The sequence below is a fragment of the Polaromonas sp. P2_G11 genome (assembly GCF_056403595.1).
This window is the reverse complement of the sequence record NZ_JBFUFE010000001.1, coordinates 759,214-773,767: the sequence shown is the minus strand read 5'-3', so window position 1 is coordinate 773,767 and position 14,554 is coordinate 759,214. Positions and strand designations below refer to the sequence as shown.

The 14,554-nt window shown below is 61.2% G+C and carries 15 protein-coding genes; 13 read left to right on the top strand and 2 right to left on the bottom strand.

Features of this window, described 5'->3' with window-relative positions; genetic code table 11:
• Positions 1-3: 3 nt before the first annotated feature.
• Positions 4-879, bottom strand: a complete 876-nt coding sequence (locus AC1DWQ_RS03805; protein ID WP_477668427.1) for a branched-chain amino acid ABC transporter permease — start codon at positions 877-879, stop codon at positions 4-6.
• Positions 880-988: 109 nt separating this feature from the next.
• Between AC1DWQ_RS03805 and AC1DWQ_RS03800 the strand changes: the two genes are divergently transcribed.
• Positions 989-2,374, top strand: a complete 1,386-nt coding sequence (locus AC1DWQ_RS03800) for an acyclic terpene utilization AtuA family protein (RefSeq protein ID WP_477668426.1) — start codon at positions 989-991, stop codon at positions 2,372-2,374.
• A complete protein-coding gene (locus tag AC1DWQ_RS03795; protein WP_477668425.1) occupies positions 2,371-2,739 on the top strand; it encodes an AtuA-related protein in 369 nt (122 codons plus the stop codon). The genes AC1DWQ_RS03800 and AC1DWQ_RS03795 overlap by 4 nt, the downstream gene beginning before the upstream one ends.
• A 116-nt stretch (positions 2,740-2,855) precedes the next feature.
• Here AC1DWQ_RS03795 and AC1DWQ_RS03790 read toward each other — a convergent pair whose 3' ends face one another.
• On the bottom strand, positions 2,856-3,293 hold the full coding sequence (locus AC1DWQ_RS03790; RefSeq protein ID WP_457281131.1) for an acyl-CoA thioesterase: 438 nt from the start codon (positions 3,291-3,293) through the stop codon (positions 2,856-2,858).
• Positions 3,294-3,341: 48 nt separating this feature from the next.
• On the opposite strand from AC1DWQ_RS03790, the gene AC1DWQ_RS03785 reads away from it, so the two are divergent.
• The 11 genes from AC1DWQ_RS03785 to lepB all read left to right on the top strand — a co-directional run bounded on the left by AC1DWQ_RS03785 (position 3,342) and on the right by lepB (position 14,537).
• On the top strand, positions 3,342-5,192 hold the full coding sequence (locus AC1DWQ_RS03785) for an ABCB family ABC transporter ATP-binding protein/permease (protein ID WP_477668424.1): 1,851 nt from the start codon (positions 3,342-3,344) through the stop codon (positions 5,190-5,192).
• Between the two features lie 184 nt (positions 5,193-5,376).
• Positions 5,377-6,339 carry a LysR substrate-binding domain-containing protein gene (locus AC1DWQ_RS03780; protein WP_477668423.1) on the top strand — a complete coding sequence of 321 codons (963 nt, stop codon included), beginning with the start codon at positions 5,377-5,379 and terminating at the stop codon, positions 6,337-6,339.
• Between the two features lie 544 nt (positions 6,340-6,883).
• The gene (locus tag AC1DWQ_RS03775; RefSeq protein WP_457281128.1) at positions 6,884-7,774 is read left to right on the top strand and encodes a transporter substrate-binding domain-containing protein; all 891 of its coding nucleotides are present in this window, start codon (positions 6,884-6,886) and stop codon (positions 7,772-7,774) included.
• Positions 7,775-7,881: 107 nt separating this feature from the next.
• Complete coding sequence (locus tag AC1DWQ_RS03770) at positions 7,882-8,604, top strand: amino acid ABC transporter permease (protein WP_457281127.1); 723 nt, start codon at positions 7,882-7,884, stop codon at positions 8,602-8,604.
• 1 nt (position 8,605) lies between these two features.
• Complete coding sequence (locus AC1DWQ_RS03765) at positions 8,606-9,295, top strand: amino acid ABC transporter permease (protein ID WP_457281126.1); 690 nt, start codon at positions 8,606-8,608, stop codon at positions 9,293-9,295.
• Between the two features lie 55 nt (positions 9,296-9,350).
• Entirely contained in the window at positions 9,351-10,088 is a 738-nt protein-coding gene (locus AC1DWQ_RS03760; RefSeq protein WP_457281125.1) for an amino acid ABC transporter ATP-binding protein, read from the top strand.
• Between the two features lie 95 nt (positions 10,089-10,183).
• Positions 10,184-11,263: a dihydroorotase gene (pyrC, locus tag AC1DWQ_RS03755; RefSeq protein WP_477668422.1), complete on the top strand. Its 1,080-nt coding sequence runs from the start codon at positions 10,184-10,186 to the stop codon at positions 11,261-11,263.
• Positions 11,263-12,045 (top strand): NYN domain-containing protein, encoded by a 783-nt coding sequence (locus tag AC1DWQ_RS03750; protein ID WP_477668421.1) that lies wholly within the window; start codon positions 11,263-11,265, stop codon positions 12,043-12,045. Before pyrC ends, AC1DWQ_RS03750 begins: the two co-directional genes overlap by 1 nt.
• A 53-nt stretch (positions 12,046-12,098) precedes the next feature.
• A complete protein-coding gene (locus tag AC1DWQ_RS03745) occupies positions 12,099-12,833 on the top strand; it encodes a DUF3025 domain-containing protein (RefSeq protein WP_477668923.1) in 735 nt (244 codons plus the stop codon).
• Between the two features lie 97 nt (positions 12,834-12,930).
• Positions 12,931-13,806: a protease HtpX gene (htpX, locus tag AC1DWQ_RS03740; protein ID WP_477668420.1), complete on the top strand. Its 876-nt coding sequence runs from the start codon at positions 12,931-12,933 to the stop codon at positions 13,804-13,806.
• Positions 13,807-13,868: 62 nt separating this feature from the next.
• On the top strand, positions 13,869-14,537 hold the full coding sequence (gene lepB / locus AC1DWQ_RS03735; RefSeq protein ID WP_477668419.1) for a signal peptidase I: 669 nt from the start codon (positions 13,869-13,871) through the stop codon (positions 14,535-14,537).
• Positions 14,538-14,554: the final 17 nt, after the last annotated feature.

Here is a 14,554-nt window from a genome sequence, read left to right as displayed (position 1 = left end):
GGGTCAGACCTTTTTTCTCAGCTTTTCGCCGAACAGGCCGCTGGGCTTGACCATCAGCATGATGAGCACCACCACATAGGCAGCAATGTCCTTGAAGCCGTCGGGCAGATAAAAGCCCGAGAACGATTCGACCAGGCCGATGACAAGGCCGCCCACAATTGCGCCTGGCAGGCTGCCGAAACCGCCTACCACCGCGGCCGGGAAAGCCTTGAGCCCGATAAAACCCATGTTGGCGTGCACAAAGGTGATGGGTGCGAGCAAGAGGCCGGCAATCGCGGCGACGGCCGAGGCCAGCGCCCACACGAGGCCGTTAAGGCGTTTCACGGGGATGCCCATGTAGTACGCGGCCAGCTGGTTTTGCGACGACGCCTGCATGGCGATGCCCAGCTTGCTGTACTTGAACATCGCAAACAAGACGAGGCACAGCGCTGCGGTAGTGACGATGATGGCAACCTGCTCGACATTGATGACCAGCGCGCCCAGGCTCCATATCTGGTCTTTGTAGGGCACGGGCAGCACATAGGTTTCGGTGCCTATGCCGGGGATCATGGTGATGAGGCCGCGCGCCGTGTAGCCGACACCTATGGTCAGCATCACGATGGAAAACGCGGGCTGGCCGAGGATGGGGCGTATCACGAGGCGCTCCAGCACCATGCCGAAGAGCGCCATGCCCGCAATCGCGCTGATCACCGCCAACCAGAAGGGAAACCCCAGCAAGGTCATGCAGGCCAGGCCTCCGAAAGCGCCCAGCATCATCAGTTCGCCCTGCGCGAAGCTGACCGTCTCGGTGGCCTTGTAAATCAGTACAAAGCCCAGCGCGATAAGGCCGTAGATACAGCCCTGGGCGACGCCGCTGATGAGCAACTGCAGGAATTGCACGAAGCAGTCTCCCCTTTGATGAACTTTGGTTATAGCTGTCGCTTAAAGGTCTGTCGCTAGGGGTTGTTCCGAATACGTGTCGCATACGCGATCAAGCGTAATCCCTTACATGAGAGGAAATGTTCGTATAGGCGCAGGCTTGGGTTTCTACGGTGACGCATGGGAGCCTGTGGCCGCGAGCATCGAGCGCGGTGGTGTGCACTACATCGCGAGTGACCACCTCGCCGAGCTGACGCTGGCCATCCTGCAAAAAGACCGGCAGCGCGACCCTGCACTGGGCTATGCACGGGATGTGGTCCCCATGCTGATGAAGCTGTGGCCGCTGATGCAGGCGCGCAGCGTAAAGTTCATCTGCAACGCGGGTGGGCTCAATCCTGCGGGCGCGGCTGCTGCATTGCGTGCAGCCTTTGCGGCCAAAGGCTGGAAGGCGCGCATCGCGGTGGTCACGGGTGATGAAGTCCTGCCGCAGCTGGGGGCGATCGCACCGCCGCACATGTTCAACGGCCAGGGCTTTGAGTCCGTGCGCGAGCGCATGGTGTTTGCCAATGCCTATCTGGGCGCGCGGCCCATCGTGTCGGCGTTGCAGCAAAGCGCCGATATTGTGGTGACAGGGCGCGTCGCCGATGCGGCGCTGTTCCTGGCGCCGCTTGTGCATGAATTCAACTGGAAGCTGGAGGACGCAGAGGCGCAAGTGGATCTCGACCGGCTGGCGCAGGGTCTCGCGGTGGGGCACTTGCTCGAATGCTCGGGCCAGGGCAGCGGCGGCAACTTTGGCAGCCAGCAGGCGTGGAAGGCCATTCCCGATCTCGCCCATATCGGCTATCCCATCGCCGAGGTCAGTGAAGACGGCACGGCGCTGATCACCAAGGCACCGGACACGGGCGGCCGCATCAATTTCGATACGGTGCGCCAGCAGCTGCTGTATGAGGTGCATGACCCGGGACACTATGCCTCGCCCGATGTGGTGATGGATTTATCGGTGGTGCGGCTGGAAGACCTGGGCAACGATGCCGTGCGCATGACGGGCGTGCGCGGCCACACGCGGCCCGCGCAGCTCAAGGTGGTGGGCGGGTTTCGCGACGGCTACAAGGCCGAGGTCACCTGGGGCTTTAGCTGGCCTGATGCCTACGACAAGGCAGTGGCAGCCGTGGAGATGGTGAAAGTCCAGCTGAGGGACAAGCGCCTGGCACATGACGAACTCTTTGTCGAATTCCCGGGGCTCAACTCGGCACATGGCCCACTGGCGCCACTGCCTGCGCCTGCAGTGCTGGCGGAGCTCAACGAGGTCTGGGTTCGTATGGCGATCAGGACGCAGGACAAAGCGGTTGCTGAAGGTTTTGGCCGGCTCTTTCCGTGGATGGCTTTGAGCGGGCCGGCCTATACCTGCGGCTTTCACGGCCTGAACAACAGTAGCGAGTTGTTGGGCATCTGGCCTGCGCTGATTGACCGGCAAGCGGTTGAGGCGGCGGTGCGTGTGGAGGTGTTGCAGTCATGAGGGTGCAATTGGTGAAGCTCGCGCATGCGCGCAGCGGCGACAAGGCCGACTGGGTGGACTTTGGCCTCTTTGCCTGGAACGAAACGGGTTACCGGCTCATCGAGCGCGAGGTGACGGCCGAACGCGTGCAGGCGCACTTTGCGCCCTGGCTGCCGGGCGCGGTGCAATGCTGGCGCTTGCCCAATATCCTGGCCCTCAAGCTGGTATTGCAAGGCGCGCTGCAAGGCGGCGGCGCGCGCAACCTGCGCCTGGACAGCCTGGGCAAGGCCATGGCGGCAGCGCTGCTGCGCATGGAGATCGAAGTCAGCGAGACGGAGCTGGAAGAAGCCCAGGCTGCCCCTCGCGTGGGCTGGTGGGGTGCCTGACGGGGATTGCGGGAAAATTTAAGCAAAAAAGGCCTGTAGGCCTTTTGTATCTGGCGCAAGCAGCTATCAAATAAATAGCATCCGGGTGGCAGGTGAAGGCACCTGGAACCCGGGCGTCAGGCTTTGGGAATCTTGCGGGGCTTGCCGAAATCGTCAATGGCCACGTAAGTCAGGCTGGCTTCGGTGACCTTGATGTAGCGGCCCTGGGCGCGAAAGCGCTCGGCATAGACCTCAACCTGGACCGTGATGGACGTGGTGCCGATACGGGTCACGCAGGAGAAAAACGACAGGATGTCGCCGACCCGCACGGGCTGCTTGAAAATGAACTGGTTGACGGCCACGGTCGCCATGCGCCCGTCCACGTGGCGGGCCGGTACCACCGAGCCGGCCAGGTCGACCTGCGCCATGACCCAGCCGCCGAAGATGTCGCCGTTGGCATTGCAGTCGGCCGGCATGGGAATGACCTTGAGCACCAGTTCCTTGTCGGTGGGCAACTGGACGTTCAGGGCGTCCTCGGCGTGAATGTCCGTATGGGTGCTTGATTCGGTAGACATAGGCACAATCTGAAAAAGTTATTACAACAACCTACACGATTGTCCCTCATGCGCTCCCGAGCTTCCGCTGTTGATTCTTCCCTGGCTGTGCCTGCCGCCGCGTCAGCGCCGGGCGCCGGCAAGGCGCTCGCGTTCCAGCGCTCGGACCTTGGCACCCTCAAACGCCTTTTCCCTTACCTGTGGGATTACAAATGGCGCGTGCTGGCGGCCCTGAGCTTCATGGTGGGCGCCAAGATGGCCAACGTGGGCGTGCCGCTCTTGCTGAAGAACCTGGTCGACGCCATGAACTTCAAGCCGGGCGACGCACAGGCGGTGCTGGTGGTGCCGGTGGCGCTGCTGCTGGCCTACGGCTTGCTGCGCCTGTCGACGACGCTTTTTACCGAACTGCGCGAACTGGTGTTTGCCAAAGCCACTGAAGGCGCGGCGCGGCGGATTTCGCTGGAAGTGTTCAGGCACCTGCATGCGCTCAGCCTGCGCTTTCACCTGGAGCGGCAAACCGGCGGCATGACGCGCGACATCGAGCGCGGCACGCGCGGCGTGCATTCGCTGATCTCGTACTCGCTCTACAGCATCATCCCGACGCTGATTGAAGTGACGCTGGTGCTGACGCTGCTGGCCGTCAAGTTCGACGTCTGGTTTGCCGGCATCACGGGCATCGCGCTCGTGTTCTACATTTTCTTCACTGTCACGGTGACAGAGTGGCGCACACAGTTTCGCAAGGCCATGAATGAGCTCGATTCGTCGGCCCACAGCCGCGCCATCGATTCGCTGCTGAACTACGAAACCGTCAAGTACTTCAACAACGAAGAGTTTGAAGCCGCACGCTACGACGAAAACCTGCAGCGCTACCGGCGTGCCGCCATCAAGAGCCAGAACACGCTGAGCCTGCTCAACACCGGGCAGCAGCTCATCATCGCCATCGGGCTGGTGGCCATGCTCTGGCGCGCGACCCAGGGGGTGGTGGACGGTCGCATGACCCTGGGCGACCTGGTGATGGTCAATGCCTTCATGATCCAGCTCTACATTCCGCTGGGTTTCCTGGGTGTGATTTACCGCGAGATCAAGCAAAGCCTGACCGACCTGGACAAGATGTTTGTGCTGATGGAGCGCGAGCGTGAAATCGCCGACGTGCCGGGCGCCCAGCCCATCGTCATAGACGGCACCCCGGCCGTGCGTTTTGAGAATGTGAACTTCGCCTACGACCCGGCGCGGCCCATCCTGCACAACGTGAGCTTTGAAATTCCGCCGGGCAAGACCGTCGCGGTGGTGGGCTCTTCGGGCGCCGGCAAGTCCACGCTGGCGCGCCTGCTCTACCGCTTTTACGATGTCCAGCAGGGCCGCATCACCATTGCCGGGCAGGACATCAAGCAGGTCACGCAGTCCAGCGTGCGCCAGTCCATCGGCATTGTGCCGCAGGACACCGTGCTGTTCAACGACACGGTGGAATACAACATCGCCTACGGCAAGCCGGGCGCCAGCCATGCCGAGGTCGAAGAAGCCGCGCGCGCGGCCCGCATCCATGGTTTTATTGCCTCGACGCCGCTGGGCTACCAGACCATGGTGGGTGAGCGCGGCCTGAAGCTGTCGGGCGGTGAAAAGCAGCGCGTGGCCATTGCCCGCACGCTGCTGAAAAACCCGCCGGTGGTGATTTTTGACGAAGCCACTTCGGCGCTGGATTCGGCCAACGAGCGCGCCATCCAGGCCGAGCTGCGCACCGCCGCGCAAAACAAGACCACGCTGGTGATTGCGCACCGGCTGTCTACCGTGGTGGACGCGCATGAGATCCTGGTGATGGACGCTGGGCGCATTGTGGAGCGCGGCACGCACGCGCAGCTGTTGGCGCTGGAAGGCGCGTATGCGCGGATGTGGGCGTTGCAGCAGAGTTCGGCAGAGGCGTAGGGATTGCGTGCCAAATCGCGCTCCAGCCCTTTATTGGTGAGCGCAAGCAGCTACTAAATAGATAGCAACGGGCGAACGGCTGCCGGCGGGAACGGATCAGCAGCATCATCCCGCGCGTCTTGCGACTCCCCGGCTATGGAATCCCCGTAGGTCAAACTTCTACACAGGCTCGCATAATTGGCCCATGGAAACCAAATGGCTGGAAGATTTTGTGAGCCTGGCTGAAACCCGCAGTTTCAGCCGCTCCGCCCAATTGCGTCATGTCACCCAGCCCGCGTTTTCACGGCGTATCCAGGCGCTGGAAGCCTGGGCCGGTACCGACCTGGTGGACCGCAGCTCCTATCCCACGCGGCTGACGCCGGCCGGAGAAACCCTGTACAGCCAGTCGCTGGAGATGCTGCAGGGCTTGCAGTCGACCCGCGCCATGCTGCGCGGCCACACCTCGGCCGGGCAGGATGTCATCGAGTTTGCGGTGCCGCACACATTGGCTTTCACCTTCTTTCCCGCCTGGGTCAGCAGCCTGCGCGAGAAGTTCGGCCCCATCAAGAGCCGGCTGATTGCCCTGAACGTGCACGATGCGGTACTGCGCCTTGTCGAGGGCAGTTGCGACCTGCTGATCGCCTATCACCACGACTCCCAGCCCTTCCAGCTGGATCCGGACCGCTATGAAATGGTGTCGCTGGGCCAGGAAGTGCTGGCACCTTTTGTCAGGGCCAATTCCGCGGGCGAGCCCGAGTTCAGCCTGCCGGGCCGCGCCGGCCAGCCCTTGCCTTATCTGGGCTATGCGCCGGGCGCCTACCTGGGCCGCATGGTCGACATGATCCTCAAGCAGTCCAGCACGGCCATCCACCTGGACCGGGTGTACGAAACCGACATGGCCGAGGGCCTCAAGGCCATGGCCCTGGAAGGCCACGGCATCGCGTTTTTGCCGCTCAGCGCCGTCAAGAAGGAATTACGGGCCAAAAAACTGGTCAGCGCTGGTGGCAACCTGGAAATGACCATGGACGTGCGCGTGTACCGTGAGCGGCCCACCTCCAAGGAGTCTGCCAAAACCCACGCCCAGGCCTTGTGGACTTACCTGCAGGCACAAACCGGCGGCAAGGAAAAGGTGGGTGGCCGTAGCGCGGGGACACAGGCATCGCGCTAGCCGACCGGCCTTTGCCGAAGCGGGCTGGTGGCCTTGGGGGCAAATGCTGGCATCAGACTGACGACTAGTAGTAACCCTAGGTGGTTATAAGAAAAATGCATGGAAGATCGTCGAAACAGCATTGGTGTTTTGACACCTCCAAATTTACAGTTCGTGACGTTCAAATTTTGGTGCTTGCCCGTGCTTGTTGATTCATTTGCTGTCTGCGTTGCCTTCCTTACCGCCCTTTGTGCGGCATCGGTCTGCGCCAGGCACCGCGCCATTCGGGTGATCGCCCAGCCTGTACGGCCGCGTGTGCAGGCGGCCTGACGGTCTGCTGGCACAAAGACTGCTTACATCTGCCGTATAGTTCCGGACTTTTAATGCGCGCACCATTTTGGAAAACCCCAGAAATTGCTGTCAATGCTGCGGGTTTGCAAAACCATCAACCCTTTCACGCCGTCCGCGTTCCTCCATTTTTAGAGGCCGGGTAAACCTAGGCATGTCCCGGGAACCAACTCTCTAGAATAGTTCGCTAATCGTTTCATTCATTACAGGAGATTCCATGAAACTCAAGCTAGTCGCTCTGTCTGTTGCATTGCTCGCCACCGGCGGTGCGTTTGCCGACACCCTTTCCAAAGTCAAGGCTTCAGGCGTTGTGACCATGGGCGTGCGTGACTCCTCCGGTGCACTGTCCTATACCCTCGGTGACGGCAAATACACCGGCTACCACGTCGAAATCTGCCAGCGCATCCTGGCCGGCCTCGAAAAAGCCGCCGAGCGCAAGCTGGAAGTCAAATACCAGCCCGTGACCTCGCAAAACCGCATTCCCCTCGTGCAAAACGGCACAGTCGACATCGAGTGCGGCTCCACCACCAACAACGCGACCCGTCAAAAAGACGTGGCCTTCGTCGTGACCACCTTCGTCGAAGAAGTCCGCATCGCGGTGAAAGCCACCTCCGGCATCACCTCCGTTGCCCAGCTCAGCGGCAAGACCGTGGCCACCACCACGGGTACCACTTCCGTGCAGACGCTGCGCAAGAACAAGCGCGCCACCGGCGTCGAGTTCAAGGAAATCTTCGGCAAGGACCACTCCGACAGCTTCCTGCTGCTCGAATCGGGCCGCGCCGATGCGTTCGTCATGGACGGTTCCATCCTGGCCGGCAACATCGCCACCGCCAAGAAGCCTTCGGACTTCAAGATCGTTGGTGAAGTGTTGAGCGTCGAGCCCATCGCCATCATGATCCGCAAGGATGACCCGCTGCTCAAGCGCCTGGCCGACGACACGGTCAAGGGCATGATCAAGTCGGGCGAGATGAACAAGCTGTGGACCAAATGGTTCCTGTCGCCGATTCCTCCGAAGAACACCAAGGTGGGCCTGGCACTGAGCGCCAGCACCAAGGCAGCCTGGGACAATCCGAACGACAAGCCCATGGAAGAGTACGCCCAGAAGTAATTCGGGTCAGGTAAATTGAAGAACCCCGCCTGACATCATGCTCTGGCGGGGTTTCTCGTTTACCGTGGCATGGAAAAACAACACAACAACCCTTTGCTGGAGCCGTGATGACTTGGGATTGGCAGGTATTTCTAAATGACGACGGTAGTGGCCGAACCTACTTGCAATGGATGTTTGACGCATGGGGCTGGACGCTGTCCGTCGCCGGTGCATCCTGGGTGATCGCCATGCTGTTTGGCGCACTGGTCGGCACGCTGCGCACCTTGCCCAACAGCCCGTGGCTTGTCCGCTTTGCCAATGCCTGGGTCGAGCTGTTTCGCAACGTTCCCTTGCTGGTCCAGATTTTCATCTGGTACTTTGTGGTTCCCAAAATTTTCCCCGCCATGAAGGAGCTGCCCAGCTTCATCCTGGTGGTGTTCGCTCTCGGATTTTTCACCTCGGCGCGTATTGCCGAGCAGGTCAGGGCCGGCGTGCAGGCCTTGCCGCGCGGCCAGCGCTATGCCGGCATGGCCATGGGCTTTACCACCGTGCAGACGTACCGCTACGTGATCCTGCCCATGGCCTTTCGCATCATCATTCCGCCGCTCACCAGCGAGTCGATGAACCTCTTGAAAAATTCCTCCGTGGCTTTCGCGGTGTCGATCGCCGAGCTCACCATGTTCGCCATGCAGGCGCAGGAAGAAACTTCGCGCGGCATTGAGATCTACCTGGCGGTGACGGCCCTTTATGCAATCTCTGCCTTCGCGGTCAATCGGGTCATGGCCTTTGTTGAAAAGAAGGTCCAGATCCCCGGCTTCGTTGTAGCCGGCTCAACGGGCGGAGGGCACTGACATGCTTGGACTCGACATGAGCTTCCTGAACTGGGAGATGATTTCCCAGTTCGTCGTCAAGGGTTTTATTTTCAGCATCGAGCTGACCGTCATCGCCACCATAGGCGGCATTATTTTCGGCACCGTGCTTGCGCTGATGCGTCTGTCGGGCAAAAAATTCCTGACGGTTCCCGCGACCATCTACGTCAACGGCATGCGTTCCGTTCCGCTGGTCATGGTGATCCTGTGGTTCTTCCTGCTGGTACCTGCGTCGTTCTACACGACCTTCGGCGCCTGGGGGGCCAACTACCGCGCCGAGATTTCGGCCATCATCACCTTCGTGGCCTTTGAGGCTGCGTACTTCAGCGAAATCATGCGTGCGGGCATCCAGTCCATCTCGCGTGGGCAGGTCAATGCGGGCCGTGCCCTGGGCATGACCTATTCGCAGAACATGAAGCTGATCATCCTGCCGCAGGCTTTCCGCAACATGGTGCCCATCCTGCTGACCCAGACCATCATCCTGTTCCAGGATACTTCGCTGGTTTACGCCATCGGCGCCTACGACCTGCTCAAGGGCTTCAGCACCGCCGGCAAGATCTTCGGCCGTCCTGAAGAGGCCTACCTGCTGGCCGCCGTGGTTTATTTCGTGATCTGCTTCGGGCTGTCCTTCATGGTCAAACGCCTGAACAGCAGAATCGCCATCATTCGCTGAGATCGCTGTTTCTTAAAACACCCCCTATCTCTCAAAGAGCACACTGGAGAAGAAGATGATTGAGTTGAAAGAAGTTTCCAAATGGTACGGTGAAGTGCAGGTTCTCAATAACTGCACCACCAGCATCAAGAAGGGTGAAGTTGTTGTGGTCTGCGGCCCATCGGGCTCGGGCAAATCCACCCTCATCAAGACCATCAACGCGCTGGAGCCTTTCCAGAAGGGCCAGATCTTTGTCGACGGCAAGGCTGTGCATGACCCCAAGACCGACCTGCCCAAGCTGCGCAGCCGCGTCGGCATGGTGTTCCAGAATTTCGAGCTGTTCCCGCACCTGAGCGTGACCGAGAACCTGACGCTGGCGCAGGTCAAGGTACTGGGCCGCAAGCCCGACGAAGCCAAAAAGCACGGCCTCAAATACCTGGATCGCGTGGGCCTGATGGCGCACAAGGATAAATTCCCCGGCCAGCTCTCCGGTGGCCAGCAGCAGCGTGTGGCGATCGCCCGCGCGCTCAGCATGGACCCGATCGCCATGCTGTTTGACGAACCCACTTCCGCGCTGGACCCGGAAATGGTCGGCGAGGTGCTGGACTGCATGATGGGCCTGGCCGTCGAGGGCATGACCATGATGGTGGTGACCCACGAAATGGGCTTTGCCAAAAAAGTGGGCAGCCGCGTGATTTTCATGGATGTCGGCGGCAAGATTCTGGAAGACTGCTCGAAGGACGAGTTTTTCAGCCACCCGGAAAACCGCCAGGCGCGCACCAAGGATTTCCTCAACAAGATCCTGGCGCACTGAAAGCCCTGCGCTCCAAAAAAAGCCCCGAATTCCGGGGCTTTTTTCATGGCGGCTCATGATGGGCGGGTGGTGCGACCAATGCGACAATTCAGGCCATGACTTCAGCCACCCGCACACCCGCCTCCATCCTGACCTCCGCTCTGACCATTACCCGGCCCGACGATTGGCACCTGCATGTGCGCGACGGCGAGGCCCTGCACACCGTGGTGCCGCACACGGCCGCACAGTTTGGCCGCGCCATCATCATGCCCAACCTGCGCCCGCCGGTGACCACGGCCGCCCAGGCGGCGGCGTATCGGGAGCGCATCCAGGCCGCTGTGCCGGCCGGCGTGCAGTTCGAGCCATTGATGACGCTCTACCTCACCGACAACCTGCCACCCGATGAGATCAAGCGCGCGAAAGACGCCGGTGTTGTGGCGCTCAAGCTATACCCGGCCGGCGCCACCACCAACAGCGATGCCGGGGTGACCGACCTGCGCAAGACCTACAAAACGCTGGAGGCCATGCAAAAAGAAGGCGTGCTGCTGCTGGTGCACGGCGAGGTCACGTCATCCGACATTGACTTGTTCGACCGTGAAGCCGTGTTTATCGATACGCAACTCATTCCGCTGCGCCGCGATTTCCCTGAGCTGAAGATCGTGTTTGAGCACATCACCACCCGCGAAGCCGCCCATTACGTGCGTGATGCCGGCCAGTTCACGGGGGCGACCGTCACCGCGCACCACCTGCTCTACAACCGCAATGCCATTTTCACGGGCGGCATTCGGCCGCACTACTACTGCCTGCCGGTGCTCAAGCGCGAGACGCATCGCCTGGCATTGGTAGAAGCCGTCACCAGCGGCAACAACCGCTTTTTCCTGGGTACTGACAGCGCACCGCACCCCGCGCACCTCAAGGAGCACGCAACGGGCTGCGCAGGCTGCTACACCGCCCACGCCGCCATGGAGCTCTACGCCGAAGCCTTTGATGCGGCCGGCGCACTGGACAAGCTTGAGGCATTTGCCAGCTTCAACGGTGCCGATTTTTACGGCCTGCCGCGCAATACCGGCCGCATCACGCTGAAAAAGGAAAGCTGGCACCCGCCCGAGAGCTTTGCTTTCGGCGAGGCTGAGCTCAAGCCTTTGCGCTCAGGTGAAAACCTGCCCTGGAAACTGCACACTTCAGAAAGCCCCTGATGGACCACAAGCCGCGCGTTGCCCTGCTCATTGACGCCGACAACTCGCCGGCGTCCAAGATCGACCTGATCCTCAACGAGTTGTCGACCTTCGGCGAAACGAACATCCGCCGCGCTTACGGCAACTGGAAAAAGAATGAACTCAAGGGCTGGGAAGAGGTGTTGCACGAGCATGCCATCCGCCCCATGCAGCAGTTCGACTACACCAAAGGCAAGAACGCCAGCGACATGGCCATGGTGATCGACGCGCTGGAGCTGCTCTATACCGACCGGCCCGATGCCTTTGGCATCGTTTCGTCGGACGCAGACTTCACGCCGCTGGTCATGCACCTGCGCGCCAAGGGCGCGGCGGTCTACGGCTTTGGCGCGCAGAAAACGCCGGAGCCATTTGTCAATGCGTGTTCGAGATTCCTGTTCCTTGACAAGCTGCGCCCCATCGCCGTCAGTGATGCGGCGGGCAGTGCTCACGGAGACAGCCGTGACGATGGCGAGGCGGTTGCCGCCGCGCCCCTCAGGGCAACACCCGCCCAGCTCAAGCAGGACGCCAAGCTGGTCATGCTGCTGCGCAACGCCGTCCAGGCCGCAGCCGACGACGAGGGTTGGGCGCGCGTGGGTGCTGTAGGGACGCAAATCGCCAACCAGGCCTCGTTTGACCATCGCAACTACGGCTATGCCACGCTGACCAAGCTGCTGGTGGCCACCCAGCTGTTTGACATCGCCGACGAAGGCAAGTCCACCGTCGCAGTGCGCGACAAGCGACTGAACAAGTCGGCCCGGGCCTAGGGGGCCTGCAGGTGCGAGTCGCTGCAGCCCTGCAGCCAGCGCCGGCCCTGCCGATGCCGGCATGGAACCAGCCTTGGCTGCAACCCTGGCAGGAGCCCGGCGAACGTGTGGCCCAGGCCGTAGCGGCGGGCACTGCGCTGCACGAGGCCCTGAATGCCGAGAAGCGTGCCCCGATGCGCTTTGTTCCCCAAAGCGCATTGCCCGCCGGCGAGGCCTACGAGAGCTTTATTTTCAGGACAGGTGAATGCCCGACCCGCGAAGGGCCGCATGATTTTTTCAATGGCCTGTGCTGGATGCAGTTCCCCGAAACCAAAAAGAAGCTCAACCAGTTGCAGGCTGCGGAAATCGCGCAGGCCGGCGTGCAACAGGTGCGCGGCCCAGTCCGCGACGCGCTGACGCTCTTTGACGAGAACGCTGCTTTCCTGTCGGCGCCGCAACCCTTGTGGGACGCGCTGGCGGCGCGGGACTGGCAGCTGCTCTTTGTGGGTTTGCGCCCACTCTGGCAGCAAGCCCGGCTGGTGCTGTTTGGCCATGCGCTGCTGGAGAAACTGATTTATCCACGAAAACCGATCACAGCCCATGTGTACCGGGCGCAAGCAGCTATCAATTCAATAGCAGATCTGGACCACTGGATTGCCGCGGATCTGAGCGCTGACAAGCTGGCCGGCAAGCCTTTTTCCCCTTTGCCGGTGCTGGGCGTGCCCGGCTGGTGGCCCGGGAACGAGAACTTTTCCTTTTATGATGACTCCCTTGTATTCCGACCGCCACGGCTGCAAAACAACAGATAGAAATCAGCCACGGGCTTGCGGCACAGCTTGAACTGCGCTGGCAAGCCCTCATATCCTGCGCAAGGCGGGCTTTTTTTACCGACCCCACGGAGAACCCATGAAACGTATTTTTCTGTTTGTCCTGACCAACCTTGCTGTCGTGGTGGTGCTGGGCATTGTCGCCAGCCTGCTTGGCGTCAACCGCTTCCTCACGGCCAACGGGCTGAACCTGACCGCGCTGCTCGGCTTTGCGCTGATCATGGGCTTCGGCGGTGCCTTTATCTCGCTGCTGATCAGCAAACCCGTCGCCAAATGGAGCGCCGGGGTGCGGGTGATCGAGTCGCCCCAAAATGCCGACGAGGCCTGGATTGTTGAGACCGTGCGCAAGCTGGCCGACAAGGCCCAGATCGGCATGCCCGAAGTCGGCATTTTTGAAGGCGCGCCCAATGCCTTTGCCACCGGCGCATTCAAGAACTCGTCTCTGGTGGCCGTGTCCACCGGCCTGCTGCAAGGCATGACCAAGGAAGAAATCGAAGCCGTGCTGGGCCATGAGATCGCCCACGTGGCCAACGGCGACATGGTCACCATGACGCTGATCCAGGGCGTGATGAACACCTTTGTGGTTTTCCTCTCGCGTGTGATCGGCTACGCCGTCGACAGCTTTTTGCGCCGCGGCAGCGACAGCAATTCCGGCCCCGGTATCGGCTACTACGTCAGCACCATCGTGCTGGACATCGTGCTCGGTTTTGCCGCCGCCATCGTCGTGGCCTGGTTCTCGCGCCAGCGCGAGTTCCGTGCCGACGCCGGCGCCGCGCAGCTGATGGGCCGCCGCCAGCCCATGATGAACGCGCTGGCACGTCTGGGCGGCATGCAGCCCGGCGAACTGCCCAAGGCCGTGGAAGCCATGGGCATTACCGGCAGCATCGGCAAGCTGTTTGCCACGCACCCGCCGATTGAAGAGCGCATCGCGGCCTTGCAGAACGGCCAGGCCTAAGCACCAAAGGGCGCCCCGCACAGGGCGCCTTTTTTTTTCATGAAATTTCAAGGAGCGCGAACATGAAAAGCTGGATCAGGCAGAACCGCAGTTTTCTGGTGTTGCTGTTGTTGTTCGGGCTGTTCCGTACCGCAATCGCGGACTGGAACCCCATTCCCTCGGGCTCCATGCGGCCCAACCTGCTTGAAGGCGACGTCGTCTTCGTCAACCGCCTGGCCTACAACGTCAAGATTCCGCTGACCGATACCGTGCTGGCGCGCACCACCGATCCGCAGCGCGGCGACGTCGTCACTTTTTCCTCGCCGGTGGATGGTGTCCGTCTGATCAAGCGGCTGGTGGCTGTGCCGGGCGACGTCGTGGAAATGCGCGACAAGGTGCTCATCATCAACGGACTGTCAGCCCGCTATGAGGCGCTGGACACGGTACTGGAGCCGGCCGGGCCGGTTGGCGTGCTGGTGGCCACGCACGTGAAGGAAGCCACAGCCCAGGAGCAACATGAAATCCAGTGGCTGGCCGGTGTGAAGGCCAAGGACAGCTGGGGACCGATCACGATTCCCGCTGATCAGTACCTGATGCTGGGTGATAACCGCGACAACAGCGCAGATTCGCGCTACATAGGCCTGGTGCCGCGTAACCTGCTGATCGGGCGTGCTGAGCGGATCCTGGTGTCGGCGGACATCCTGGAGAAGTGGCAACCCCGCTTTGAGCGTTTCGGCCGCTCGCTCTATTGATTTGCTGATTGACTGAG

Coding starts and splice junctions, on each gene's coding strand:
- AC1DWQ_RS03770 (WP_457281127.1), top strand. CDS start 7,882: ATGACTTGGGATTGGCAGGTATTTCTAAATGACGACGGTAGTGGCCGA.
- pyrC (WP_477668422.1), top strand. CDS start 10,184: ATGACTTCAGCCACCCGCACACCCGCCTCCATCCTGACCTCCGCTCTG.
- AC1DWQ_RS03790 (WP_457281131.1), bottom strand. CDS start 3,293: ATGTCTACCGAATCAAGCACCCATACGGACATTCACGCCGAGGACGCC.
- AC1DWQ_RS03785 (WP_477668424.1), top strand. CDS start 3,342: ATGCGCTCCCGAGCTTCCGCTGTTGATTCTTCCCTGGCTGTGCCTGCC.
- AC1DWQ_RS03800 (WP_477668426.1), top strand. CDS start 989: ATGAGAGGAAATGTTCGTATAGGCGCAGGCTTGGGTTTCTACGGTGAC.
- AC1DWQ_RS03780 (WP_477668423.1), top strand. CDS start 5,377: ATGGAAACCAAATGGCTGGAAGATTTTGTGAGCCTGGCTGAAACCCGC.
- AC1DWQ_RS03760 (WP_457281125.1), top strand. CDS start 9,351: ATGATTGAGTTGAAAGAAGTTTCCAAATGGTACGGTGAAGTGCAGGTT.
- AC1DWQ_RS03795 (WP_477668425.1), top strand. CDS start 2,371: ATGAGGGTGCAATTGGTGAAGCTCGCGCATGCGCGCAGCGGCGACAAG.
- AC1DWQ_RS03775 (WP_457281128.1), top strand. CDS start 6,884: ATGAAACTCAAGCTAGTCGCTCTGTCTGTTGCATTGCTCGCCACCGGC.
- htpX (WP_477668420.1), top strand. CDS start 12,931: ATGAAACGTATTTTTCTGTTTGTCCTGACCAACCTTGCTGTCGTGGTG.
- lepB (WP_477668419.1), top strand. CDS start 13,869: ATGAAAAGCTGGATCAGGCAGAACCGCAGTTTTCTGGTGTTGCTGTTG.
- AC1DWQ_RS03765 (WP_457281126.1), top strand. CDS start 8,606: ATGCTTGGACTCGACATGAGCTTCCTGAACTGGGAGATGATTTCCCAG.
- AC1DWQ_RS03745 (WP_477668923.1), top strand. CDS start 12,099: ATGCCGGCATGGAACCAGCCTTGGCTGCAACCCTGGCAGGAGCCCGGC.
- AC1DWQ_RS03750 (WP_477668421.1), top strand. CDS start 11,263: ATGGACCACAAGCCGCGCGTTGCCCTGCTCATTGACGCCGACAACTCG.